General features: G+C 62.7%; 20 protein-coding genes and 1 tRNA gene. 4 read left to right on the top strand and 17 right to left on the bottom strand.

Going from position 1 to position 20,465, the window contains the following annotated elements:
- Positions 1-88: 88 nt before the first annotated feature.
- From PAF12_RS06655 to PAF12_RS06670, 4 genes are all read right to left on the bottom strand, one after another.
- Positions 89-165, bottom strand: a tRNA-Arg gene (locus tag PAF12_RS06655).
- A 93-nt stretch (positions 166-258) separates the two neighbouring features.
- Entirely contained in the window at positions 259-894 is a 636-nt protein-coding gene (locus tag PAF12_RS06660; RefSeq protein ID WP_271109362.1) for a Hint domain-containing protein, read from the bottom strand.
- 276 nt (positions 895-1,170) lie between these two features.
- Positions 1,171-1,650, bottom strand: coding sequence for a GNAT family N-acetyltransferase (locus tag PAF12_RS06665; protein ID WP_271109364.1), 480 nt, complete (start codon positions 1,648-1,650; stop codon positions 1,171-1,173).
- Positions 1,638-1,949, bottom strand: a complete 312-nt coding sequence (locus tag PAF12_RS06670) for an ETC complex I subunit (protein ID WP_271109366.1) — start codon at positions 1,947-1,949, stop codon at positions 1,638-1,640. Before PAF12_RS06670 ends, PAF12_RS06665 begins: the two co-directional genes overlap by 13 nt.
- A gap of 166 nt (positions 1,950-2,115) precedes the next feature.
- Here PAF12_RS06670 and uvrB point away from each other — a divergent pair, with 166 nt between their 5' ends.
- The gene (gene uvrB / locus PAF12_RS06675; protein ID WP_271109367.1) at positions 2,116-4,302 is read left to right on the top strand and encodes an excinuclease ABC subunit UvrB; all 2,187 of its coding nucleotides are present in this window, start codon (positions 2,116-2,118) and stop codon (positions 4,300-4,302) included.
- A 5-nt stretch (positions 4,303-4,307) separates the two neighbouring features.
- Here the strand turns inward: uvrB and PAF12_RS06680 are convergent, their stop codons facing one another.
- From PAF12_RS06680 to PAF12_RS06695, 4 genes are all read right to left on the bottom strand, one after another.
- Positions 4,308-4,568, bottom strand: a complete 261-nt coding sequence (locus tag PAF12_RS06680; RefSeq protein WP_271109369.1) for an I78 family peptidase inhibitor — start codon at positions 4,566-4,568, stop codon at positions 4,308-4,310.
- A gap of 132 nt (positions 4,569-4,700) precedes the next feature.
- On the bottom strand, positions 4,701-5,003 hold the full coding sequence (locus PAF12_RS06685; protein WP_271109372.1) for an I78 family peptidase inhibitor: 303 nt from the start codon (positions 5,001-5,003) through the stop codon (positions 4,701-4,703).
- A gap of 107 nt (positions 5,004-5,110) precedes the next feature.
- Positions 5,111-5,746, bottom strand: a complete 636-nt coding sequence (gene parA, locus PAF12_RS06690; protein WP_271109373.1) for a ParA family partition ATPase — start codon at positions 5,744-5,746, stop codon at positions 5,111-5,113.
- A 69-nt stretch (positions 5,747-5,815) separates the two neighbouring features.
- Entirely contained in the window at positions 5,816-6,139 is a 324-nt protein-coding gene (locus tag PAF12_RS06695) for an antibiotic biosynthesis monooxygenase (RefSeq protein WP_271109374.1), read from the bottom strand.
- Positions 6,140-6,258: 119 nt separating this feature from the next.
- Here PAF12_RS06695 and PAF12_RS06700 point away from each other — a divergent pair, with 119 nt between their 5' ends.
- Positions 6,259-7,308: a dipeptidase gene (locus tag PAF12_RS06700; RefSeq protein WP_271109662.1), complete on the top strand. Its 1,050-nt coding sequence runs from the start codon at positions 6,259-6,261 to the stop codon at positions 7,306-7,308.
- Here the strand turns inward: PAF12_RS06700 and PAF12_RS06705 are convergent.
- Genes PAF12_RS06705 through PAF12_RS06720 form a run of 4 tightly spaced genes read right to left on the bottom strand, consistent with a single transcriptional unit; the run spans position 7,286 to position 10,062 of the window.
- Positions 7,286-7,954, bottom strand: a complete 669-nt coding sequence (locus PAF12_RS06705) for a thiamine diphosphokinase (RefSeq protein WP_271109376.1) — start codon at positions 7,952-7,954, stop codon at positions 7,286-7,288. The two genes, PAF12_RS06700 and PAF12_RS06705, sit on opposite strands and share 23 nt — an antisense overlap.
- Positions 7,951-8,166: a DUF2842 domain-containing protein gene (locus tag PAF12_RS06710; protein WP_271109378.1), complete on the bottom strand. Its 216-nt coding sequence runs from the start codon at positions 8,164-8,166 to the stop codon at positions 7,951-7,953. The genes PAF12_RS06705 and PAF12_RS06710 overlap by 4 nt, the downstream gene beginning before the upstream one ends.
- The gene (locus PAF12_RS06715) at positions 8,163-8,765 is read right to left on the bottom strand and encodes an NAD(P)H-dependent oxidoreductase (protein WP_271109380.1); all 603 of its coding nucleotides are present in this window, start codon (positions 8,763-8,765) and stop codon (positions 8,163-8,165) included. Before PAF12_RS06715 ends, PAF12_RS06710 begins: the two co-directional genes overlap by 4 nt.
- 4 nt (positions 8,766-8,769) lie before the next feature.
- A complete protein-coding gene (locus tag PAF12_RS06720) occupies positions 8,770-10,062 on the bottom strand; it encodes an adenylosuccinate synthase (RefSeq protein WP_271109381.1) in 1,293 nt (430 codons plus the stop codon).
- Positions 10,063-10,309: 247 nt separating this feature from the next.
- Between PAF12_RS06720 and PAF12_RS06725 the strand changes: the two genes are divergently transcribed.
- Complete coding sequence (locus PAF12_RS06725) at positions 10,310-10,534, top strand: hypothetical protein (RefSeq protein ID WP_271109382.1); 225 nt, start codon at positions 10,310-10,312, stop codon at positions 10,532-10,534.
- 319 nt (positions 10,535-10,853) lie between these two features.
- Here the strand turns inward: PAF12_RS06725 and alaS are convergent, their stop codons facing one another.
- The 4 genes from alaS to PAF12_RS06745 all read right to left on the bottom strand — a co-directional run bounded on the left by alaS (position 10,854) and on the right by PAF12_RS06745 (position 17,314).
- Positions 10,854-13,508 (bottom strand): alanine--tRNA ligase, encoded by a 2,655-nt coding sequence (gene alaS, locus PAF12_RS06730; RefSeq protein WP_271109383.1) that lies wholly within the window; start codon positions 13,506-13,508, stop codon positions 10,854-10,856.
- Positions 13,509-13,782: 274 nt separating this feature from the next.
- Complete coding sequence (gene glyS, locus PAF12_RS06735) at positions 13,783-15,912, bottom strand: glycine--tRNA ligase subunit beta (RefSeq protein ID WP_271109385.1); 2,130 nt, start codon at positions 15,910-15,912, stop codon at positions 13,783-13,785.
- Positions 15,912-16,385, bottom strand: a complete 474-nt coding sequence (locus PAF12_RS06740; RefSeq protein WP_271109387.1) for a DUF6446 family protein — start codon at positions 16,383-16,385, stop codon at positions 15,912-15,914. The genes glyS and PAF12_RS06740 overlap by 1 nt, the downstream gene beginning before the upstream one ends.
- Positions 16,382-17,314 (bottom strand): glycine--tRNA ligase subunit alpha, encoded by a 933-nt coding sequence (locus PAF12_RS06745; RefSeq protein WP_271109389.1) that lies wholly within the window; start codon positions 17,312-17,314, stop codon positions 16,382-16,384. The genes PAF12_RS06740 and PAF12_RS06745 overlap by 4 nt, the downstream gene beginning before the upstream one ends.
- Before the next feature lie 110 nt (positions 17,315-17,424).
- On the opposite strand from PAF12_RS06745, the gene PAF12_RS06750 reads away from it, so the two are divergent.
- Entirely contained in the window at positions 17,425-18,924 is a 1,500-nt protein-coding gene (locus PAF12_RS06750) for a peptidoglycan-binding protein (RefSeq protein ID WP_271109391.1), read from the top strand.
- Positions 18,925-18,979: 55 nt separating this feature from the next.
- Here PAF12_RS06750 and PAF12_RS06755 read toward each other — a convergent pair whose 3' ends face one another.
- A complete protein-coding gene (locus tag PAF12_RS06755; RefSeq protein WP_271109392.1) occupies positions 18,980-20,431 on the bottom strand; it encodes a TrkH family potassium uptake protein in 1,452 nt (483 codons plus the stop codon).
- Positions 20,432-20,465: the final 34 nt, after the last annotated feature.

A 20,465-nucleotide genomic window follows, 5' to 3' on the forward strand; every position in this document is an offset into this window, starting at 1 on the left:
GCCGACCGCGACAAACGGTCCCGCCGTGAGGTTTTGGGGTTTAGGAGGGAACGCGACGATCCGGCGGCGCGCGCAATGCCGGAATTATTGGCGGGCCCGGAAGGACTTGAACCCTCAACCTTGGACTTAGAAGGTCCCTGCTCTATCCAGTTGAGCTACGAGCCCGCGCGGAACCGTTGATGGCCGAAAACATCCTGCAGCGCAACGGGAAAGGCCTGCTTAGACATCACGTCCGGCGGAGAACTTGCGCTCAGAAGATCAGCCGCTTTTCACCCGGCGATGTCGCAAAGCACGTTTGGACGCCGGTCGGGTCGCCGCCATTCGCCGCGCGGTGTCCGGCCACACAACGGCACGGGGCAAATCCGAAACCATCACCCGCGTCTCGTCCGTCAGGCGAGGTTGCTGCCTCATCAGCGCATCCTCAGCCATCGATTCGGCATCTATTCCATTCGCGAAGATGACATGACACGCATCCAGCATGATCTGGACATATTCGATGGTCTGACAATCCTCCGCCACCTCGACCCCCGGCACGTCGCAGAGATGTCGTGCAGCGGTCAGCACCTCGAACACGCCGAACATGCTCAGCGCAATTTGGGAGCGGACAAGCAGCCGTTGCCCCGGAGAGACGACAAGGTCACGCGTCGGCAGGCCCATGCCAAGCGCGTTCTTTTGGATCAGGATGGGCAGAAGTTGTGGATTTTCGCGAAGATCCGGCATGGATAGCTGCCATGACGCGGTCCTTCGGACTGGCTGAAAGCCCCCGTCACGGGTCGCGACCATATCACCACGTTTGAGTTCCCCTGCCGGCACATCGCCCGCATTCGTCCTGATCAGGACATCAGCGCCGAAACACATGGCATTGGTTTTATGGAGAATGCTGGCGCCTGCCATAAGATATCTCGCTGCCCGCATCGACGATACGTCGAATTCAGTTAGGGAAAACAGGGCTGAACGGATTAACTCACGACGATGCGCGCTTTCGCGGCAAGGGCATCTGCGATGCCAACTTCTTTTCAACCTAAGCGGAAACGACCTTCAAAATCACCGGGAAATGGCATTTCGGAATAAATCTTCATCATTCCTTCACAATTCGCCCAGACAAATCACGCAAATCCGGAGCACGCAGAAATAGCCGGTCAAAGCCTGTAAGGTGAACGAACCGTGTCTTCAGCCCGTAAAAGCCTTGAGCGTCTTGGTCATGAAAACGCTCATCGGATCGGCCCAGTAATCCGCGAATGGCGGGCATTCACGATACCCCGCCCGCTTGTAGAACGCGCGCGCCGGTGCAAAGCTGGGTTGCGCCCCGGTTTCCAGGAAGATCGCGTTGATATTCTTTCGCGTCGCTTCCTGCTCCAGCGCAGCAAGAAGCCGTTCCGCCGTGCCGGTGCCGCGCGCCTCGTCCAGCACATGCATGGATTTCAGCTCCGCCGCACCATCGGCCATCTCCTTGAGCGCGACCATCGCCAGGGCTCGCTCGCCGCGCCTCAGCACCAGAAACAGAACCCCGGAGGCCGTGAGCTCCTCCCGCCCGAGCATATGGATCGATTCCGGCGGCGTATCGGCGTGGCAGAAGGCCTCATGCCGGGCGAATAGAAGGTCGAGATCGGGGGAAAGCGGGTCTTCCGCCGCAATCGTCAGTGAGTCCAAGGCATCCGCCGGTCATTGGCAAAATTCTCGCCATAACCGCGCGGGCGGATATTCTGGCTGCGCTTATGCGGCTCCACCACCTCGTAATCGAGATCGTGATCGCGGGCGTAATCCACAGCCTCGGCACGGGTGGCAAAGCGCAGGCGGACCTGCGATTGCGTGTCGTCGGAACTGGTCCAGCCCATCAGCGGATCAATATCGCGCGCATCGGCCTGCGGATATTCCAGCACCCAGCTATGGGTGCGGGCCATACCGGATTGCATGGCATTGCGGGCGGGCTGATAGATGCGGACACGCATGGCTGGCCTCCTGTAGATCGGTGCGGGGATGTTATCGGACAGAGTGCGCCGCCTTGCAAGCCTCATGGATGAAAGGCATCGATCCCCGGGCGGAAAGGGTTGAACTTTCGCGGCGAGCGCCGATCTGATAGGTGAACACAACCGGAACTCTTGCCGCGAGTCTGTCATGGGTCACAATAACACAAACGCTCCCGTCACCCGCTTCCCCGAGGTCACCCGACCCAAGCTGGAAGGCGGACGGCGTTTCGTCATGCAGACGGAGTTCGAACCGGCAGGCGATCAACCGACCGCCATTGCCGAGTTGTCGGCAGGTGTGCGGGGTGGGGAGCGCGATCAGGTGCTGCTGGGCGCGACCGGTACCGGCAAGACCTATACGATGGCCAAGGTGATCGAGGAGACGCAGCGCCCGGCCATCATCCTTGCGCCGAACAAGACGCTGGCGGCGCAGTTATACGGCGAATTCAAGGGGTTCTTCCCGGATAATGCCGTCGAATATTTCGTCTCCTACTACGATTATTACCAGCCCGAAGCCTATGTGCCCCGCAGCGACACTTATATCGAGAAGGAATCGCAGATAAACGAGGCCATCGACCGCATGCGCCACTCCGCCACCCGCGCCCTGCTGGAGCGTGACGATGTGATTATCGTGGCGTCGGTGTCCTGCATTTACGGCATCGGCTCGGTCGAGACCTATTCGGCAATGACGCAGGATATGGTTGTCGGCCAGATGTACGATCAACGCGAATTCATCGGCCAGCTTGTCGCGCAGCAATATCGCCGCCTGGATGCGGCGTTTCAGCGGGGCGGGTTCCGCGTGAGGGGCGATGTGGTCGAGGTCTGGCCGGCCCACCTTGAGGACCGGGCGTGGCGCTTCGATTTCTTCGGGCCGGAGTTGGAGAAGATTACCGAATTCGACCCGCTGACCGGCGCCAAGACCGACGATTTCAAGCAGATCCGCATCTATGCGAACAGCCACTACGTCACCCCACGCCCGACCATGCAACAGGCGATCAAGGGGATCAAAAACGAACTTCGCGAGCGGCTGGAACAGTTGAACGACGAAGGCAAGCTGCTGGAAGCGCAGCGGCTGGAGCAGCGGACGAATTTCGATCTGGAGATGCTGGAGGCGACCGGGGTTTGCAACGGGATCGAAAACTACTCCCGCTACCTGACCGGCCGCGCCCCGGGCGAGCCGCCGCCGACATTGTTCGAGTTCATTCCCGACAACGCCATTGTCTTCGCAGACGAATCCCATGTCAGCGTGCCACAGATCGGCGGCATGTATCGGGGCGACTACCGGCGCAAATTCACCCTGGCCGAACACGGGTTCCGCCTGCCCTCCTGCATGGATAACCGGCCCCTGAAGTTCGAGGAATGGGACGCGATGCGCACCCAATCGGTCTTCGTGTCCGCAACGCCCAAGGAATGGGAGCTTGACCAGACCGGCGGCGTTTTTGTCGAACAGGTCATCCGTCCGACCGGGCTTCTGGACCCGCAGGTTGAAATCCGCCCGGTCGAGATGCAGGTGGACGATCTGCTGGACGAGGTGCGCAAGGTCACCGCCAACGGGATGCGCACGCTGGTCACGACCCTGACCAAGCGCATGGCCGAGGATCTGACCGAATACATGCACGAACAGGGCATCAAGGTCCGCTACATGCATTCCGACATCGACACGATCGAGCGGATCGAGATCCTGCGCGATCTGCGTCTGGGTGCCTTCGACGTGCTGGTCGGGATCAACCTCTTGCGTGAGGGGCTGGATATTCCCGAATGCGGGCTGGTGGCGATCCTCGATGCGGATAAGGAAGGCTTCCTGCGCTCCGAAACCTCACTGATCCAGACCATCGGACGGGCGGCGCGGAATGCCGACGGGCGCGTTATCATGTATGCCGACAGCATCACCGGCAGCATGGAACGCGCTCTGGCCGAAACCGAACGCCGCCGCGCCAAGCAAATCGCCTATAATGAGGAACACGGCATCACGCCGCAAACCGTTCGGAAGAATGTCGATGACGTTCTGGCCGGTCTGTGGCAGGGCGATACGGACCAGTCGCGGATCACGACCAAGATCGACAAGCCAATGGTCGGCTCGAACCTCGCCGCGCATCTGGATGCGTTGCGCGCCCAGATGCGCAAAGCCGCCGAAAATCTGGAGTTCGAGGAAGCGGCGAGGCTGCGGGACGAGGTGAAGCGACTGGAAGCCGTCGATCTGGCCGTCGCAGACGACCCGCTGGCCCGGCAATCGGTGATCGAGGAAGCGGCAGAAGCGGCGGTCGGAAAATCAGGCCGCTCGACAGCCGGTCGTGCCGGTCAACGCGGGGGCAATAAACGTTCCAAACGCCGCCGCTGACGCGATCAGCCGCAGGTAACCCGCGTGATCCAGCCCTTGTCGTCGACATAAAGGTTCAGCCGCGCAGGCTCGTAATCCTGCGTTGCCTGCGCACCCGGTTGCAAAACCCGGTATGGCAAACCCGCCGGGAAGCTGGTCGCACCGATATTCGTGCCGACCAGCGATTGATATTCATCGCTGCAAGCCTGCGGCTGATGCGAGATAACGGGCGGCGTGCAGGCGGTGAGGAATGTCGCAGAAAACAGGGTGACGGCAATCGAACGCATGAAAAGACCTCTTTTGCCTCAGACAATATCAGCCGCCCGTCCCGGTCAATCCCGATCCCGCAAAGATAATGCAACCGTGAACGGTTGCAGGCAAAAGTTGCAGCAGGGCGGCCAGAGGACCGCCCTGATCGCTCAGCCGCAACTGACCTCGACCAGCGTGCCGGTCCGGTCATATTCGAAATTCAGCCGGTTCGGGTTGAGATCCGCGGTGATTGCATCCCCACTGCGATAATGGCGAAACACCGTACCGGCTGGCAGCGAGATCATCGGCGATTGTTCACCGACGAATTGCTGAAAATTCTCGGCACCGCAGGGATCAGCGGGCTCCGGCGTCGGGTCCTGCTCAACCACGATGATCTCATCGACCTCGTTCACGGTACAGGCGACCAGCAGCAGGGGCGCAAGGATCATTCCGGATTTTTTCAGTATATTCATGACATTCTCCTTCTCAGTTAACAAATGACACGGAAGGCGATTCACGCCCGCCCATCGGCGGGCCGTGGTCAACAAAGTCATGACATCAGGAAAAGTTCCCCCGCAGCCTAGCCCAGCTGGCGCAGAACCTCATCCGTCAGGCGGTCGAGTTCCTCGCGCGCGGGCCGTGCATCGCTGCGTTCGCAAACGGAGATACCCTGCCCAAGCGTCTCGGCATAGGCGACACGGTTGCCGATCTGGGTATCGGCGACCTGCGCGCCCAGATCAGCGGCGTTCTGCGCCACCTCCGCGCCCAGACGGGTGTTCGGGCGGGCGCGGTTCATGACCACCAGAACCGGCGCTTTTTCACGACGCGCAAGGTCCAGAACCCCCTCCGTTGCCCACAGATCCACCTGACTGGAGGCGACCGGCACGACCACCAGATCAGCCGCACGCAAAGCGGGCCGCAGATCGCTGTCGATCTTCGGGGGGGTGTCGATAATCACGACGTCGAAGCGTTTCTTCAGCTTGTCGCTCTCATAGGACGCCCCCCAGGCGGAGGAGGTCGAGAATTCAAGCGCGTCATCCTCGCCGTGGCGTTCCATCCGTTCGATAAACCAGCGACCGAGGCTGCCTTGCGGGTCGGTGTCGATCAGTGCCACGCTGAGGCCGCGCCCAAGCAGAGAAACCGCCAGATTGGCCGCAAGCGTCGTCTTGCCCGATCCGCCCTTCTGCTGCGCGACGGTGATCACATAACCAGCCATGAACTGCCCCTTTACCCAGATTGGGGCGATCCTAGCGGCGCATTTTCAGCATTGCACGGTGATTCTGCATCACGCGCCGTAGACGCTTTGCACCTCGTACATGACCGGCTCGAAACTGCGGCAAAGCTGGTTGATCTCGCGGTTCCGCTTGCGCATCTCCTCCGTGCGCAGCATCGCCTGATAATCCTCGCGCCGCGCCCATTGCGAATAGGTGGCGATGCGGGTCTGCGCATCGTTCAGATGCACGGCCCCGGCGACGAAACCGGGCTGTTTGCTGATCACATCCCGCCACGCATCGGTCAGCGCATCCAGAAGATCATGCGCGGTGCCCGGCGTGACCTCAAATGTGGTGATGACGGTCTGACCGTCGAAATCTGGCTGAATAAGGGGCATGACACCCTCCCTCGCTGGATGATTTCCGCCAGCCTGACATGATTTTACCGCCGCGCAAAGCCGCTTGCGACGCCTCCGGCAATGACGCAGCATGCGCCGGAACAAGGACGGAGCCCATGATGATCCCGGTTTTCGACGGCCATAACGATTTCCTGCAACGGCTGCTGGCTGAGGGCGCAGACCCGCTGGCGATCTGGCGAGAGGGCGACGGCAGCGGCCATATCGACCTGCCCCGGCTGCGCAAGGGGGGCATGTTCGGCGGGTTCTTCGCGCTCTGGGCACCGTCGCCGCCTGAGCCGGATAGGACGGATTGGCATGCGGCACAGGAAAACCCACCCTATGCGGTGCCATTGGCAGGCAAGATCGACGTGGCAGGGGCAACTGCGCATATGTTCCGCCTCTCGGCCCGGCTGAACGCGCTTGAACGGGACGGCACGCTGTCGATCTGCCGCAGCGTCGATGAGATCCTCGCCGCGAAGGAGGCAGGCCGGATCGCCGCCATCCTGCATATGGAGGGGGCTGAGGGCATTGCCGACCCCGACGATCTGCATCTGTGGCACCGGATCGGTCTGCGCTCGCTCGGGCCGGTCTGGTCGCGAGTGAACGATTACGGCCACGGCGTGCCATTCGCCTTTCCCGCCGATCCCGATACGGGTCCGGGCCTGACCGATGCGGGGAAAGAACTCATTGCCGAATGTGACCGGCTGCGCATCCTGATCGACCTTGCGCATCTGAACGCGAAAGGAGTCGAAGACATCGCGAAGATCAGCGGCGCGCCTCTGGTTTCAACGCATTCGGGCGCGCATACGGTCGCTGCCTCGACGCGCAATCTGACCGACCGGCAATTGGGGACGATCGCCGAAACAGGCGGCCTCGTCGGGTTGAACTTCGCCGCCGGTTTCGTGCGGGAGGATGGCCGCCGCCTGCCCTTTGACGGGTTCGATCCCTATCTGCGCCAGCTCGATCATCTGCTGGACTGGCTGGGCGAGGATGGCGTGGCGCTCGGCTCTGATTTCGACGGGGCGCTGATGCCGCATGATCTGGCCGATGCAAGCGCCCTGCCCGGTTTCCTTGGCGCCATGGCCGCTCATGGCTATGGCGGGGAACTCGTCGAGAAAATCGCCTGGAAGAACTGGATGAACCTGCTCAGGCGGACATGGGAGCGGTAAGCGCCGCGATCACCAGATCCAGGCATTCGCGCGGCAGCATCACCAGCATCGGCCCGTCCATCGTCAGCCGGACCGGACCGGTTGCCGCGTTCGATGTCCCGACACGCCCGTCAGGCGCAAATGCGATCCCGTCAATCGGCCAGCGCAATCCGGTGCTGGTCCCATGCGCCGGTCCCATCGGGAACAGCGACAGCCGCGTGCCCGCATCCAGCGGCAGCGACAATTCCGGCGGGCAGGCAAACACGATATCCTCTGCCGCGATCATGATACAGGGCGGGTCGGGATGGCGGATCATCACCGTCAGCGCCGCCAGCGTATGATCCAGCCGCCGCCCCGAGAACCCGATGGCCAGCACGAACCCCGCCGATATGCGGCTGAGCGTCTTGGTGAAATCGGTGCTGTCCTGCTCCGCCACATGAGTCAGGCGATCCGGGCCAAGTGCCGCCCGCGCCTCTGCCGAGATCGAATCGAAATCACCGATGGCATGATCCGGCACGACGCCGAGAGACAGCGCAGCATCCGCACCGCCATCCGCCGCCACCAGAACCGGCGCGTAGCTGCGGGCAAGCGCCATATCCTCGGTCGTCACGGCGCCCCCGCCGATCAGCGTCACGCCGCCGGAAGAGGTCAGAACAGGCGCGCTCACTCCTCGCCCTTGCCGATGCCGGTGAAGATTTTCTTGAACGGCATGATCCAGACGAAGCCGAGCAGGATGACGATCAGCAGTTCCGCCCAGAATGGCGGACGACCATAGGTGTCGTCGATCCACGCCAGCAGCACCCATGCGACGATCAGATAGGCCGGAAGCCCGAGCAACAGGATCAGAAGCGACAGCCGCTTCCGGGTCTTGAGATTCATGTCAGTTTCGTTCCGCGTTTCAAAGAGGTCGCGCTTGTCGCCAGTTTCCTGATCCGGGCGCGCCATTTTTCAAGGTTTTTTTCCGCCCCGCCCCGCCGGACCATGCCGAAATAGCTGAGCCGGATCGGCGCGAAGCCGACAAAGCCCAGCACCTGACGCCGATAGCGCCAGCCGACAGGGTTGAAATAGGCCAGTTTCAGATAGGCGGGCGGCGTGTCCATCGAGACCAGCACATCGGCCGAGCGGCCTTTCAGCAACCTGTCCCAGAACAGGTCTTTCGCATGATACTGAAACGCCTGTCCGGGCAGCAGGATGCGGTCCCAGAACCCTTTCATCCGCGCCGGTTCGCCGCCCCACCAAAGCGGGAAGGCCAGCACCAGATGATCGCAGGCCTCGATCTGGTCCAATATTTCGACCAGATCCGGCTCCATCTCCGGGATGTCCTCATAGCCGCGCGAGAGATCCGGGTTGAACGTAAGATCGCGAATGGCGCGCCGATGGATTTCGGCGCTTTCGGGCAGCGCCTGCTGATAGATGTCCAGCATATGCGCCGACAGGCGGTCAGCATCGGGATGGCCGTCTGTCAGCAGCACACGCATCACATCAGTCCGCGAATGGGTCGGTCACGAGGATGGTATCATCCCGCTCCGGGCTGGTCGACAGCAGAGCCACCGGGCAATTGATCAGTTCCTCAACCCGGCGCACATATTTGATCGCGGCTGCGGGCAGATCGGCCCAGCTTCGCGCGCCTGCGGTCGATTCGCTCCAGCCGTCCATCTCTTCGTAAACCGGCGTCACCTTTGCCTGAAGCGCTGCTGCGGTCGGCAGGTAATCATAGGTCACGCCGTCGATTTCATAGCCGGTGCAGATTTTCAGCTTCTCAAACCCGTCCAGCACATCCAGCTTGGTCAGGGCGATGCCGCTGACGCCGGAAATGGCGCAGGTCTGGCGGACCAGAACCGCATCGAACCAGCCACAGCGGCGCTTGCGGCCTGTGACGGTGCCGAATTCATGACCCCGCTCGCCCAGACGCTGACCGTCTTCGTCGTCAAGCTCGGTCGGGAACGGGCCTTCGCCGACGCGGGTGGTGTAGGCTTTCACGATGCCCAGCACGAAATCGACCGAGCCCGGCCCCATGCCGGTGCCCGTCGCCGCCTGACCCGCGATGACATTCGACGAGGTCACATAGGGATAGGTGCCGAAATCAATATCCAGCAGACTGCCCTGTGCGCCTTCGAACAGGATACGCTTTCCGGCCCGTCGTGCCTCATTCATCACCTTCCAGACCGGGGCGGCGTATTTCAGGATTTCCGGCGCGATCTCACGCAGGCTGTTCAGCAATTCCTCGCGATCAATCGGTTCCAGCCCAAGTCCGGCGCGCAGCGCGTTGTGATGGACAAGCGCCCTATCAACGCGAAGCTGCAACGTCTCGTCATCGCCGAGATCGGCAACTCGAATCACGCGGCGGCCCACCTTGTCCTCGTAGCACGGCCCGATCCCGCGCCCGGTCGTGCCGATCCGCCCGACGCTGTTCTGCGCCTCCCGCGCCCGGTCAAGTTCGCCGTGGAAGGGCAGGATCAGCGGCGTGTTCTCCGCCACCATCAGCGTCTCGGGTGAGATATCGACGCCCTGGCCCCGGATCGCTTCGATCTCCTTGACCAGATGCCAGGGGTCCAGCACCACGCCGTTGCCGATCACCGATAATTTACCGCCACGCACCACACCCGAAGGAAGCGCGTTCAGCTTGTAGACCTCTTCCCCGATCACAAGCGTATGGCCCGCATTATGGCCGCCCTGAAACCGGGCGATGATCTCTGCCCGCTCCGACAGCCAGTCGACGATCTTGCCCTTGCCCTCGTCGCCCCATTGCGCGCCGACAACCACCACATTGGCCATATTGCTTCCCTTCTGCGGTCATAAATGCCGCGTGCCGGTATAGTGATCCAAACACGGCGGGAAAAGCCGCATTCCACCGTTCGGCGCGGAAAAGCGCCCCGCCTTGTTTCAGAACTTCCTTTCAGGATTATGACGGATACCGGCAAATGCAATGCTGCTATGCAGCATAAACCGTGGATACCGCAAAATGCTCAGGTTACTATAGCTTCATGGGAGGAAACCATTCGACAGGCCGAAAGGGTTTCCAATGTCAGTCCAACACACCGAATTCACCTCCACCCCAACTCTGCGTTCCCGCTTCTCCGGGATCGGCAGCCGCTTCATGGCCGCAATGGAGCGGTATATGGAGCTGCAATCCCGCAGCAAACAGATCGAAAAACTGATGGCGAAATCTGACGAAGACCTCGCCAAGATGGGCATCACCCGCGACCGGATCGTCTATTACGTCTTCCGCGACCGCGCCTGGTTCTGAAAATACAACCGATGGCCGCCTGAGCGATATTAAAACCGAGAAAACACCGACCTTCCGGCCATCGCATACCGGTCCCAAGACCCCTGTATCAGCCCGCATGCCAGCCCCGGCATTCGCGGGCTGATTTTATATCAGCGTTCCGATGGACCCCGATATGCACACACCCTGCCAAGGCAACGGCCCGGCAGGGTGTGGCTCACTAGCGAGGACAGAGAATGGCGTTTCTATCCTGCGATTCTACCGACTGAGCAACGCCGAGATTTCCGGCGGGAAACCTGCCTCATAGCTCCGCGGGCAGAACTCAGTCAGAATATACACGCTATTGAGATTCTTCAATAATATTTTCAACCTTAGCGATAGCAGCCTCAGCCGCAGCCAGGGACGGTGCGCCGCCTTGCGCCCGGTCGGGTCGCCCGCCACCGCCCTTGCCGCCAAGCGCCTCCGTCGCCGCCTGCACCAGCGACACGGCAGACACCCGGTCTGTCAAATCCTGCGTGACACCCGCTGCAACCGCAGCCTTGCCGTCCGATTCCGCAAGCAGCAGCACCGCGCCGGAACCGAGCTTCTGTTTCAGTTCCTCGATCAGCGGCGCAAGCTCCTTGCCGCTGACACCATCGACCTTGCGCCCGATGAACTTGACGCCCGCGATCTCTTTCGCGTCATCCGCACCGCCGCCCATAGCCATCTGGCGTTTCAGCGTCGCCAATTCGCGCTCAAGCGCCTTGCGCTCATCGGACAGCGCCTTGACCTTGTTCACGACATCCCCAGCCTGCGCCTTCAGCAGCCCGGCAATCTCACCCAGCTGCGCGTCCGAGCTGCGCAGCTGCTCAAGCGCCGCCTGCCCGGTCAGCGCCTCGATCCGGCGGACACCGGCTGAGGACGCGCTGTCGCTCAGCAGCATGAACATGCCGATATCGCCGGTGCGCGCGACATGGGTGCCGCCGCAGAGTTCCAGCGAATAGGTCTGCCGATCCGTGCCCTTACCGGAATTGGACTGTTTGCCCATCGAGACGACGCGCACCTCATCCCCATATTTCTCGCCAAACAGCGCCTGCGCGCCGATCTCGCGCGCGTCATCCGGGGTCATGATCCGGGTTTCCACGGCGGAGTTCTGGCGGATGAAATCATTCACCTCGGCCTCGATCTTGCCGATCTCATCCGCCGTCACCGCGTGATTATGGCTGAAATCGAAGCGGAGCCGGTCGGGCGCGTTCAATGATCCCCGCTGCGCGACATGATCGCCAAGCGTGCGGCGCAGCGCCTCGTGCAGCAGATGGGTCGCAGAGTGGTTCGCCCGGATCGCACCGCGCCGGTCGTGATCGACCTCCAGCTTCGCGGCCTGTCCACGGCTGATCTGGCCCATCGTGACCTCACCGATATGGATGAACACGCCACCGGATTTCTTCGTGTCCGAAATCCGCACCATGCCACTTTCGGTCTGTACCGTGCCGGTATCGCCGACCTGACCGCCCGCCTCGGCGTAAAACGGCGACTGGTTCACCACGATCTGAACCGCATCGCCCTGTTTCGCGGTCTCGATCTCGGCACCGTCCTGGACCAGCGACAACACCTGCCCCTCGGCCTCTTCGCTGTCATAGCCCAGAAATTCGGTCGCGCCGTGTTTCTCGCCCAACTCGAACCAGATCGCGGCGTCCTTGGTCTCGCCGCTGCCAGCCCAAGCCGCGCGCGCCTGAGCCTTCTGCTCGGCCATCGCAGCGTCAAAGCCTGCAATATCGACCGCCCGCCCCTGCTCGCGCAGCGCGTCCTGCGTAAGATCGAGCGGGAAGCCATAGGTATCATACAGCTTGAACGCCGCCTCACCCGGCAAATCCTTGCCCTCGGGCAGCTTCGCCACCTCGTCATCCAGCAAACGCAGCCCGCGATCCAGCGTCTTGCGGAACCGGGTTTCCTCCGACCGCAGCGAGTCCTCGATCATAGCCTGCGCGCGGCCCAGCTCGGGATACGCGGCCCCCATCTGGCGGACAAGGGCAGGCACCAGCCTGTGCATCACAGGCTCCTGCACGCCCAGCATATGCGCATGCCGCATCGCCCGGCGCATGATCCGGCGCAGCACATAGCCGCGCCCCTCATTCGACGGCATCACCCCGTCCGCCAACAGGAACGAGGTCGAGCGCAGGTGATCCGCGATCACCCGGTGATGCACCTTGCCCGGCCCGTCGGGATCGGAGTTTGTCACATTCGCCGACGCCTCGATCAGCGCCCGCATCAGGTCGGTGTCGTAATTGTCATGCTTGCCCTGCAACAACGCGCCGATCCGCTCCAACCCCATGCCGGTGTCGATGGACTGCATATCGAGCGCGCGCATCGATCCGTCCTCGAACTGCTCGTTCTGCATGAAGACGAGGTTCCAGATCTCGATAAAACGGTCGCCGTCTTCCTCCGCGCTGCCGGGCGGGCCGCCCCAGATATGATCGCCGTGATCGTAAAAGATCTCCGTGCAGGGGCCGCAAGGGCCGGTCGGGCCCATCTGCCAGAAATTATCGCTGGTCGGGATGCGGATGATCTTGTCGTCGGAAAGCCCCGCGACCTTCTTCCATATCTCTGCCGCTTCGTCATCGGTGTGATAGACGGTGACCAGCAGCTTGTCCTTCGGGATGCCGAAATCCTTGGTCAGCAACTCCCACGCGAACGGGATCGCGTCGGATTTGAAATAATCCCCGAAGCTGAAATTCCCCAGCATTTCGAAGAAGGTATGATGCCGCGCCGTATAGCCGACATTGTCCAGATCGTTATGCTTGCCCCCTGCCCGCACGCATTTCTGCGAGGAGGTCGCCCGCACATAGTCGCGTTTCTCCACGCCGGTGAACAGGTTCTTGAACTGCACCATACCGGAATTGGCGAACATCAGCGTCGGGTCATTGCGCGGCACAAGCGGCGAGGACGGTACGACCTCATGGCCATTGCGCGCGAAGTAATCGAGAAAGGTCGAGCGGATATCGTTCAGGCTTGGCATAATGCTCCCTCGGGCTGGTCGCTCCGATGTAATTCCATGCGGAGGCCATGTCCACATCGGGCGCGCATCCTGTTGCGCAACATCCGATCCAGCCGCGCGAGCGCCGAACCGGGGGCTGGCGCGCCACCCCAGCCACGAAGCGCTTTATGGTGCAACCCCGCACGAACGCCCCGCGTCGCGCCTGCATGGACCAAGCGCCAGACCGAGGGGCCGGTCCGGCGCTCGCGCGGCGACCTGCGGCCTCGATTCCACGCGGAGTGCGCGGCGGAGATCGTTACCCCTCGATCCGGGTAAAATCCGCGATCTCTCGCCCTGCCGCGCGGATGCGGGACAGCAGGTTCAGCCGATTGCGCCGGACGATCTGGTTGTCGGTATTGACCTGAACCGCCTCGAAGAACGCATCAATCGGGGCGCGAAGACCGGCAATGGCGGACATGGCGGCAGGGAAATCTTCCTCTGCCACAGCCGCCTTGATCGCCGGTTCGGCGGTATCAAGCGCGGCAAACAGGGCGCGTTCCTCATCTGTTTCCGCGAATTTCGGATCGGCCCCGAAGCTGTATTCGACGCCGTCCTTTTCCTCGGCCTGCGCCAGAATATTCGACGCCCGCTTGAGCCCCTGCGTCAGGTTCTGCCCGTCCTCGGTCCTGAGCATATCGTTCAGCGCCGTCGCCCGGTTCACCACCAGCACCAGATCGTCATTGCCGGGCTGTGCGAGCACGGCGTCGATGATGTCGTGGCGGATGCCCTGATCGCGGAGATAGACTTTCAGACGGTCGTGGAGGAAGGCGAGGAGGTCGGCGGCAATGTTACCAATCCAGTCTTTTCCGGTCACCGCACTCATCGCGAGGTCATCGTTGTTTTCAACGACGTACATCGCGCGAGAAGCCATTGAATTTCGTAATAAATCAACAACTTGAAAGCGAACCCCATTCCCCAGCACCAACCGAATAACCCCAAGCGCCGCCCGCCGCAGCGCAAACGGATCCTTCGACCCGGTCGGCTTCTCGTCAATCGCCCAGAACCCGGTCAGCGTGTCGATCTTATCCGCAAGCGCCACGGCGACGGAGACCGGCGCGCTCGGCACATCGTCCGACGGGCCAAGCGGCGAATAGTGATCGCGTGCGGCATCGGCCACGGCGGCATCCTCGCCCGCCGCAAGCGCGTAGTACCGCCCCATGATGCCCTGCAATTCGGGGAACTCGCCCACCATTTCGCTGCGCAGGTCCAGCTTGGCCAGCTCCGCCGCGCGGCCCGCCTGATCCGGGTCGGCCCCGACCAAAGGCGCAATCTCGCGCGCAAGCGCCGCAATCCGGGCCACGCGGTCGGCCTGCGACCCCAGCTTGTTGTGGAAGGTCACGGATTTCAGCCCCTCGGCCCAATCCGCCATCCCGGCCTTCGCCACGCGCAGATCGTTCTGCCAGAAGAACGCCGCATCCGACAGCCTCGCTGCCAGCACACGCTGGTTCCCGGCAAGGATCGTCGCGCCATCATCCGGGGTCTCGATATTGGCGACGGTCACAAACCCCTCGATCCGCCCGGTCTTGGGGTTGCGGGCGGAGAAGAATTTCTGATGCTCCTTCATCGAGGTCTGCAAAACCTCCGGCGGCAGGTCGAGAAACTGCGCCTCGATCTCCCCCATCAGCGGCACGGGCCATTCGACAAGCCCCGCGACCTCGGCCAGCAGGCCCTTATCCTCGACAATCTCCCAGCCACGGGCGAAGGCGAGATTTTCGGCCTCCTGCGCAATCGCCGCTTCACGCTCGGCACTGTCCAGCATGACCTTTGCCTGCCGCAGCTTTGCCGCATAATCGTCGAAACTGGTGACAGAAAACGCATCCGGCGCCATGAAGCGATGACCGCGCGTCGTGTCGGCCGAGGTAATGCCGTCCACATCGACCGGCACCACCTGCGCGCCTGCCTCATCGGACAGGATACACAGGATCGAATGCAGCGGACGCACCCAGCGAAGCGACCCTGAACCCCACCTCATCGATTTGGGCCACGGGAAATTGCGGATCGCGGCTGCCAGCACCTCGCCCACGATCTCCGCCGCCGGACGGCCCGGCTTGTCTATTACTGCGAAATAGACCTGGCCTTTCTTGTCGTCCCGAAGCTCAAGCTGATCCTTGTTCAGCCCGGTGGAGCGCAAAAACCCCTCAAGCGCCTTCTCCGGTGCATCTGCCCTGGGGCCCTTGCGTTCCTCACGCACGGGTTTGGAGGCCGCATCCAGCCCCTCCACCGACAGGGCCAGACGACGCGGCGTAGAAAACGCCCCGGCAGAGCGATAGGTCAGCCCGGCCTCGACCAGACCGTCGGTCACGAGTTTCTTCAGATCCTCACGCGCCCGCCCCTGCATCCGGGCCGGGATTTCTTCGGAAAACAGTTCGATCAGCAGATCGGGCATCAGTCCATCACTCCGCGTTCGGGGGTCTTGTCGTTAATCTGGTGCCAGCCATAGGCGCGGCCATCGGGATAGACGGCAATCACCCGGTCCACATCCGGGGCGATTTCCGACTGGCCGAGCCAGGCGGTCGCGGCACCGGATTCGAGATCATGGCCGATCTGTTCGGCATCGAAACAGTCGAACCAGCCCGGCCCGTAAAGCGGCGTCGGGTCGGCATAGGGTTCGGCGTCGCCGGGCAGCGCCTCCGTCACGCGAAAACAGGCGCGCCATCGATGCGGGGCGCTGCCGGCGTCGATGGCCTGAATATCCGCGACGGCAAGCGCGACCTGCTGGCCGCCCGCCGTCACCTCCAGCGTCACATCCGCCGGATCGATCCTGTCGTAATAGGCGTATTCCTGCGCGTACCACACCCCGCCGCCAACCGCGACGGCGGACCCCAGTATCGCCAGAACCGCAACCTTGCCCCAGTTCATTCCGCGGCCTGCGCCAACGGCGTTTGCATGAACAGATCGGCGCATTTCTTGGTCAGTGCCCGCACCCGGCGGATATAATCGGCGCGTTCGGTGACGGAGATCACCCCGCGCGCATCCAGCAGGTTGAACACATGGCTGGCCTTGATCGCCTGATCGTAAGCCGGATGCGCCATCAGGATACGCCGCCCGGCGCTGTCCTCTTCGGCGGCGGAGACGATACGCTCGCACTCCTCCTCCGCATCCCTGAAGTGCTGGAACAGCATCCCGGTATCGGCCTGATCGAAGTTCCAGCGGGAATATTCCTCTTCGGTCTGGCGGAAGATGTCGCTGTATTTCAGCGGGATCGGGCTGTCAGGATCGTTGAACGGCATGTCCATCACATGCTCCGCCCCCAGCACGTACATCGCCAGCCGTTCCAGACCGTAGGTCAGCTCGCCCGAAACCGGGTGACAGTCATAACCCGCGACCTGCTGGAAATAGGTGAACTGGCTGACCTCCATCCCGTCGCACCAGACCTCCCAGCCCAGCCCCCAGGCGCCGAGCGTGGGCGATTCCCAGTCATCCTCGACGAAGCGGACATCATGGACCAGCGGGTCCAGACCGATGGCACGCAGGCTGTCGAGATACAGTTCCTGCAAATTCGGCGGGTTGGGTTTGATGATGACCTGATACTGATAATAATGCTGCAGCCGGTTCGGGTTCTCGCCATAGCGCCCGTCGGTCGGGCGACGCGAGGGCTGGACATAGGCCGCGGCCCACGGCTTTGCGCCCAGCGAGCGCAGCGTCGTCGCCGGGTGAAACGTCCCCGCACCGACCTCCATGTCATAAGGTTGCAGCACCGCACAGCCGGATTTCGCCCAATGATTCTGAAGCCGCAGGATCACATCCTGAAAACAACGTGGCTTGTCGCCGTCACGGGGGCTGGTCATCGGGGCATCCTTTTTCGTATGTCTGCCAAACGCCCGCGTGTTCTAGGCGCGGCGCGACATATGGTCAATCGGACGGGTAACGGCCCTCCGGCAAAGGGGCAAGAGACAGGATGAAACGCATCGCGATATTGCTGCTGACGGCAGCGCTTCCGGGGATGGCTCTGGCTGAGGACGTCTATATCCGGGTCGAGGCAAAGCGCGGCCAGCAAGCGGCGGCGCAGGCAGCGGAAGGCTGGCAGTCAAGGGTGCAGGGGCTGCCGGTGGTGACCTTCCCGCTTGGCACGACATGGACCGCAATCGCCTTCGGGCCGCTGCCGCGCGAGGATGCGGAGGCCCGGATGGCCGCGCTGAAAAACGCCCGCACGATCCCGGCTGACAGTCTGCTGACCCCGGCAGAGGGGATCGCAGCCGTCGCCGTGGCTGACAACCGCGCGGATCAGACCGGCGCGGACAGCGTCACAGAGGCGGCGCAGGATACGGACGAGGCGCAGGCGGCGACGGTCGCCACGGGCGAGACCGGCTCCGAAGCTCAGGACATCGCCACCCCGCAACCTGCGGCACCGCCGCCCCCGGCATCCTATATCCGGCTGGAATCCTTCAACAACCGGGCGGAGGCTGATGCCGCACTGACCCGCTGGCGCGAAACCATTCCCGAGGCCGGGATGTGGGACATGCCGAATGGCTGGTTCGGCATCGCTGTCGGCCCGTTCAGCGAGGAAGGGGCGGATCAGTGGCTTGCCGCGCTGAAAGGTGGCGAGGCGATCCCTGCCGACAGCCTGATTTCCTCCGCCGCCGATATGGGCAGCGTGGCGGATGCCGGCACGGCCCCCGATTGGCCGCTCGCCCCGGAGGCACCGCCCGAAATGCCGCCCGTGGCCGAGGTGCAGGAGATCCTCGCTTGGGCGGGTTTCTATGACGGCAAGATTGACGGCCAGACCGGCCCCATGACCCGCGCCGCCATTGCCGCCGAACTCGCCTCGCAGCGACAGACCCCGGACGCGGCGACCGCGATCCTGAACCTGATGGCGCAGCGGGAGGCGTGGCGCAATGAACTCGGTCTCGGCAAGCTGAGCGACGATCATACCGGGCTGTCGGTCATCGCACCGACCGCGAAACTTGTCCATCAGCGCAACGAACGGGCGCTGTCAATCTATGGCCCCAAGGATGAATCGGGCGCGGCACTGATTCTCTTTTCGCAACCCGGTGGCCAGCAGGAGATGGTGGATATGACCGGGCTGGTCACAGCACTCGGCTGGGTGCCACGCCCCGAGCGGGAAATCGGCAACGGCTCCGCCCGGCTTTACGGACGGAACGATACCCATATCGGCGAAGCCCGTGCCCGCGTCTCTGACGGCAATGTCGAGGGCTGGGTGCTGATCTGGCCGGTCGAGGACGCCGAAAACGCACCGCGCATCGTTCAGGAAATCGCCGGCAGCCTGACCCGCGAACAACCGCCTCGTGCGGATCGCGACACAGCCGCCGCCGTGGAGGCCGCAGCGACCGCGGAAACGGTTCAGGACGCCAGCGAAGACGCCGCGCAGCAACCGGCGACCGGCAGGGAGCCCATCGTTCTGGGGACGGATATCAACGCAGCCCCCGCACAGCAGTAATCACCTGCGCGAAACGGGGTCGCGGGTTTTCCCCGCTGCCCCGTCATGATTCCCCTCAGCCCCGCCAGAAACGCGGCAGCAACAGCACCAGCACGCTCATCAGTTCGAGCCTGCCGAGATACATCCCGATGCTCATCATCCACTTGGCGGAATCCGGGAAACGCTGGATGCTGCCATTGCTGGTCACCTCCGGTCCCCAGACCGGGCCAATATTGGCAATCGCCGTCCACGCCCCGGTCAGCGCGGTTTTCGGATGCAGTCCGGTCAGCGCCAGCCCGACGATCAGCAGCCCGAATGTCAGGGTGAACATGGTGAAAAAGGCCATCACCGAATCGACCACGTCCTGCTCCAGCCGCTTGCCGCCCAGACGCAGCGGATACAGCCGGTGCGGCGACTGCATCCGGCGGATCTGCGCGCGCACGGCCTGAAACAGCACCTGATAGCGGAACACCTTGACCGAACAGCCGGTGGAGCCGGTACAGCCCCCGATCAGCGCCACGCAGAACAGCACAACGAACGGCAGATGCCCCCAAAGCAGCACATTGGTCGATGCGAAGCCGGTGCCGGAGAACACGGTGATGACGTTGAACGTGGTCTCCCGGATCACGTCCCACGGATCGGCGGTCTGGTGGATGTAAAGCAGCCGGTAGATCACGATGACCGAGATCGAATACAGAACCCAGCGGAGATACAGCCGCACCTGCCGGTCCCGCCAGATCGGCATGAAATCGCCCCGGACCGCCTGCACCATACGCACGAACGGGATCGAGGCGAGGATCATGAACACCGTCGCCACCCATTCCGCCGGACCGATATAGGCGCCGAAACTCGCGTCACGGCTGGAAAACCCGCCGGTCGAACAGGTGGTCAGCGCATGCAGCACCGCGTCGTAAAAGCTCATTCCGGTGATGACATACATCAGCGCGCAGGCGACGGTGATGCCAAGATAGATCCAGGTCATCTCCGCCGCGATCTGACCGGCGCGCGGCAGCACCTTGCCAAGCGTGTCGAACCCTTCCGACCGGAAGAACTGCATCCCGCCGACCTTCATCACCGGCAGAAACACCATTGCCACCACGACGATCCCCAGCCCGCCCGACCATTGCAGGATCGCGCGCCACATATTCGTCCCCGGCGACAGCGTGTCGAGCGACGGGATCACCGTCGTGCCCGTGGTGGTCAGCCCCGACATCGATTCGAAAAACGCGTCGGTGAAATTCAGCCCCGGATCGCCCAGCATCAGCGGCACCGCCCCCGCCAGCGGCAGCACCAGCCACAGACCGGAGGTCAGCAGAAAGCTCTGCTCGATCGTCAGGCTGCGCGAAACGGAATGCGTCGCCACCACCACCAGACCGGAGGCGACAAGGATCAGAACCATCGACTGCGCCATCATCGACCAGTTCGGATGCCCGGCCTGATAGTCGATCAGGGTCGGAAAGATCATCAACGCCCCGAGTGCGAAGGTGATCCTGCCGATGATATGGGCAACGGGGCGGACATCTATCATGGCATCTGATTGCCGCGCCTGCCCGGAGCCGTCA

The organism is Paracoccus sp. SCSIO 75233 (assembly GCF_027912675.1).
In the GTDB taxonomy this organism is placed as follows: domain Bacteria; phylum Pseudomonadota; class Alphaproteobacteria; order Rhodobacterales; family Rhodobacteraceae; genus Paracoccus.

Excerpts from the sequence above, each read along its gene's own strand:
- PAF12_RS06660 (WP_271109362.1), bottom strand. The coding sequence starts at position 894 with ATGGCAGGCGCCAGCATTCTCCATAAAACCAATGCCATGTGTTTCGGC.
- PAF12_RS06670 (WP_271109366.1), bottom strand. The coding sequence starts at position 1,949 with ATGCGTGTCCGCATCTATCAGCCCGCCCGCAATGCCATGCAATCCGGT.
- uvrB (WP_271109367.1), top strand. The coding sequence starts at position 2,116 with ATGGGTCACAATAACACAAACGCTCCCGTCACCCGCTTCCCCGAGGTC.
- PAF12_RS06680 (WP_271109369.1), bottom strand. The coding sequence starts at position 4,568 with ATGCGTTCGATTGCCGTCACCCTGTTTTCTGCGACATTCCTCACCGCC.
- PAF12_RS06685 (WP_271109372.1), bottom strand. The coding sequence starts at position 5,003 with ATGAATATACTGAAAAAATCCGGAATGATCCTTGCGCCCCTGCTGCTG.
- parA (WP_271109373.1), bottom strand. The coding sequence starts at position 5,746 with ATGGCTGGTTATGTGATCACCGTCGCGCAGCAGAAGGGCGGATCGGGC.
- PAF12_RS06695 (WP_271109374.1), bottom strand. The coding sequence starts at position 6,139 with ATGCCCCTTATTCAGCCAGATTTCGACGGTCAGACCGTCATCACCACA.
- PAF12_RS06700 (WP_271109662.1), top strand. The coding sequence starts at position 6,259 with ATGATCCCGGTTTTCGACGGCCATAACGATTTCCTGCAACGGCTGCTG.
- PAF12_RS06710 (WP_271109378.1), bottom strand. The coding sequence starts at position 8,166 with ATGAATCTCAAGACCCGGAAGCGGCTGTCGCTTCTGATCCTGTTGCTC.
- PAF12_RS06715 (WP_271109380.1), bottom strand. The coding sequence starts at position 8,765 with ATGCGTGTGCTGCTGACAGACGGCCATCCCGATGCTGACCGCCTGTCG.
- PAF12_RS06720 (WP_271109381.1), bottom strand. The coding sequence starts at position 10,062 with ATGGCCAATGTGGTGGTTGTCGGCGCGCAATGGGGCGACGAGGGCAAG.
- PAF12_RS06725 (WP_271109382.1), top strand. The coding sequence starts at position 10,310 with ATGTCAGTCCAACACACCGAATTCACCTCCACCCCAACTCTGCGTTCC.
- alaS (WP_271109383.1), bottom strand. The coding sequence starts at position 13,508 with ATGCCAAGCCTGAACGATATCCGCTCGACCTTTCTCGATTACTTCGCG.
- glyS (WP_271109385.1), bottom strand. The coding sequence starts at position 15,912 with ATGCCCGATCTGCTGATCGAACTGTTTTCCGAAGAAATCCCGGCCCGG.
- PAF12_RS06740 (WP_271109387.1), bottom strand. The coding sequence starts at position 16,385 with ATGAACTGGGGCAAGGTTGCGGTTCTGGCGATACTGGGGTCCGCCGTC.
- PAF12_RS06745 (WP_271109389.1), bottom strand. The coding sequence starts at position 17,314 with ATGACCAGCCCCCGTGACGGCGACAAGCCACGTTGTTTTCAGGATGTG.
- PAF12_RS06750 (WP_271109391.1), top strand. The coding sequence starts at position 17,425 with ATGAAACGCATCGCGATATTGCTGCTGACGGCAGCGCTTCCGGGGATG.
- PAF12_RS06755 (WP_271109392.1), bottom strand. The coding sequence starts at position 20,431 with ATGATAGATGTCCGCCCCGTTGCCCATATCATCGGCAGGATCACCTTC.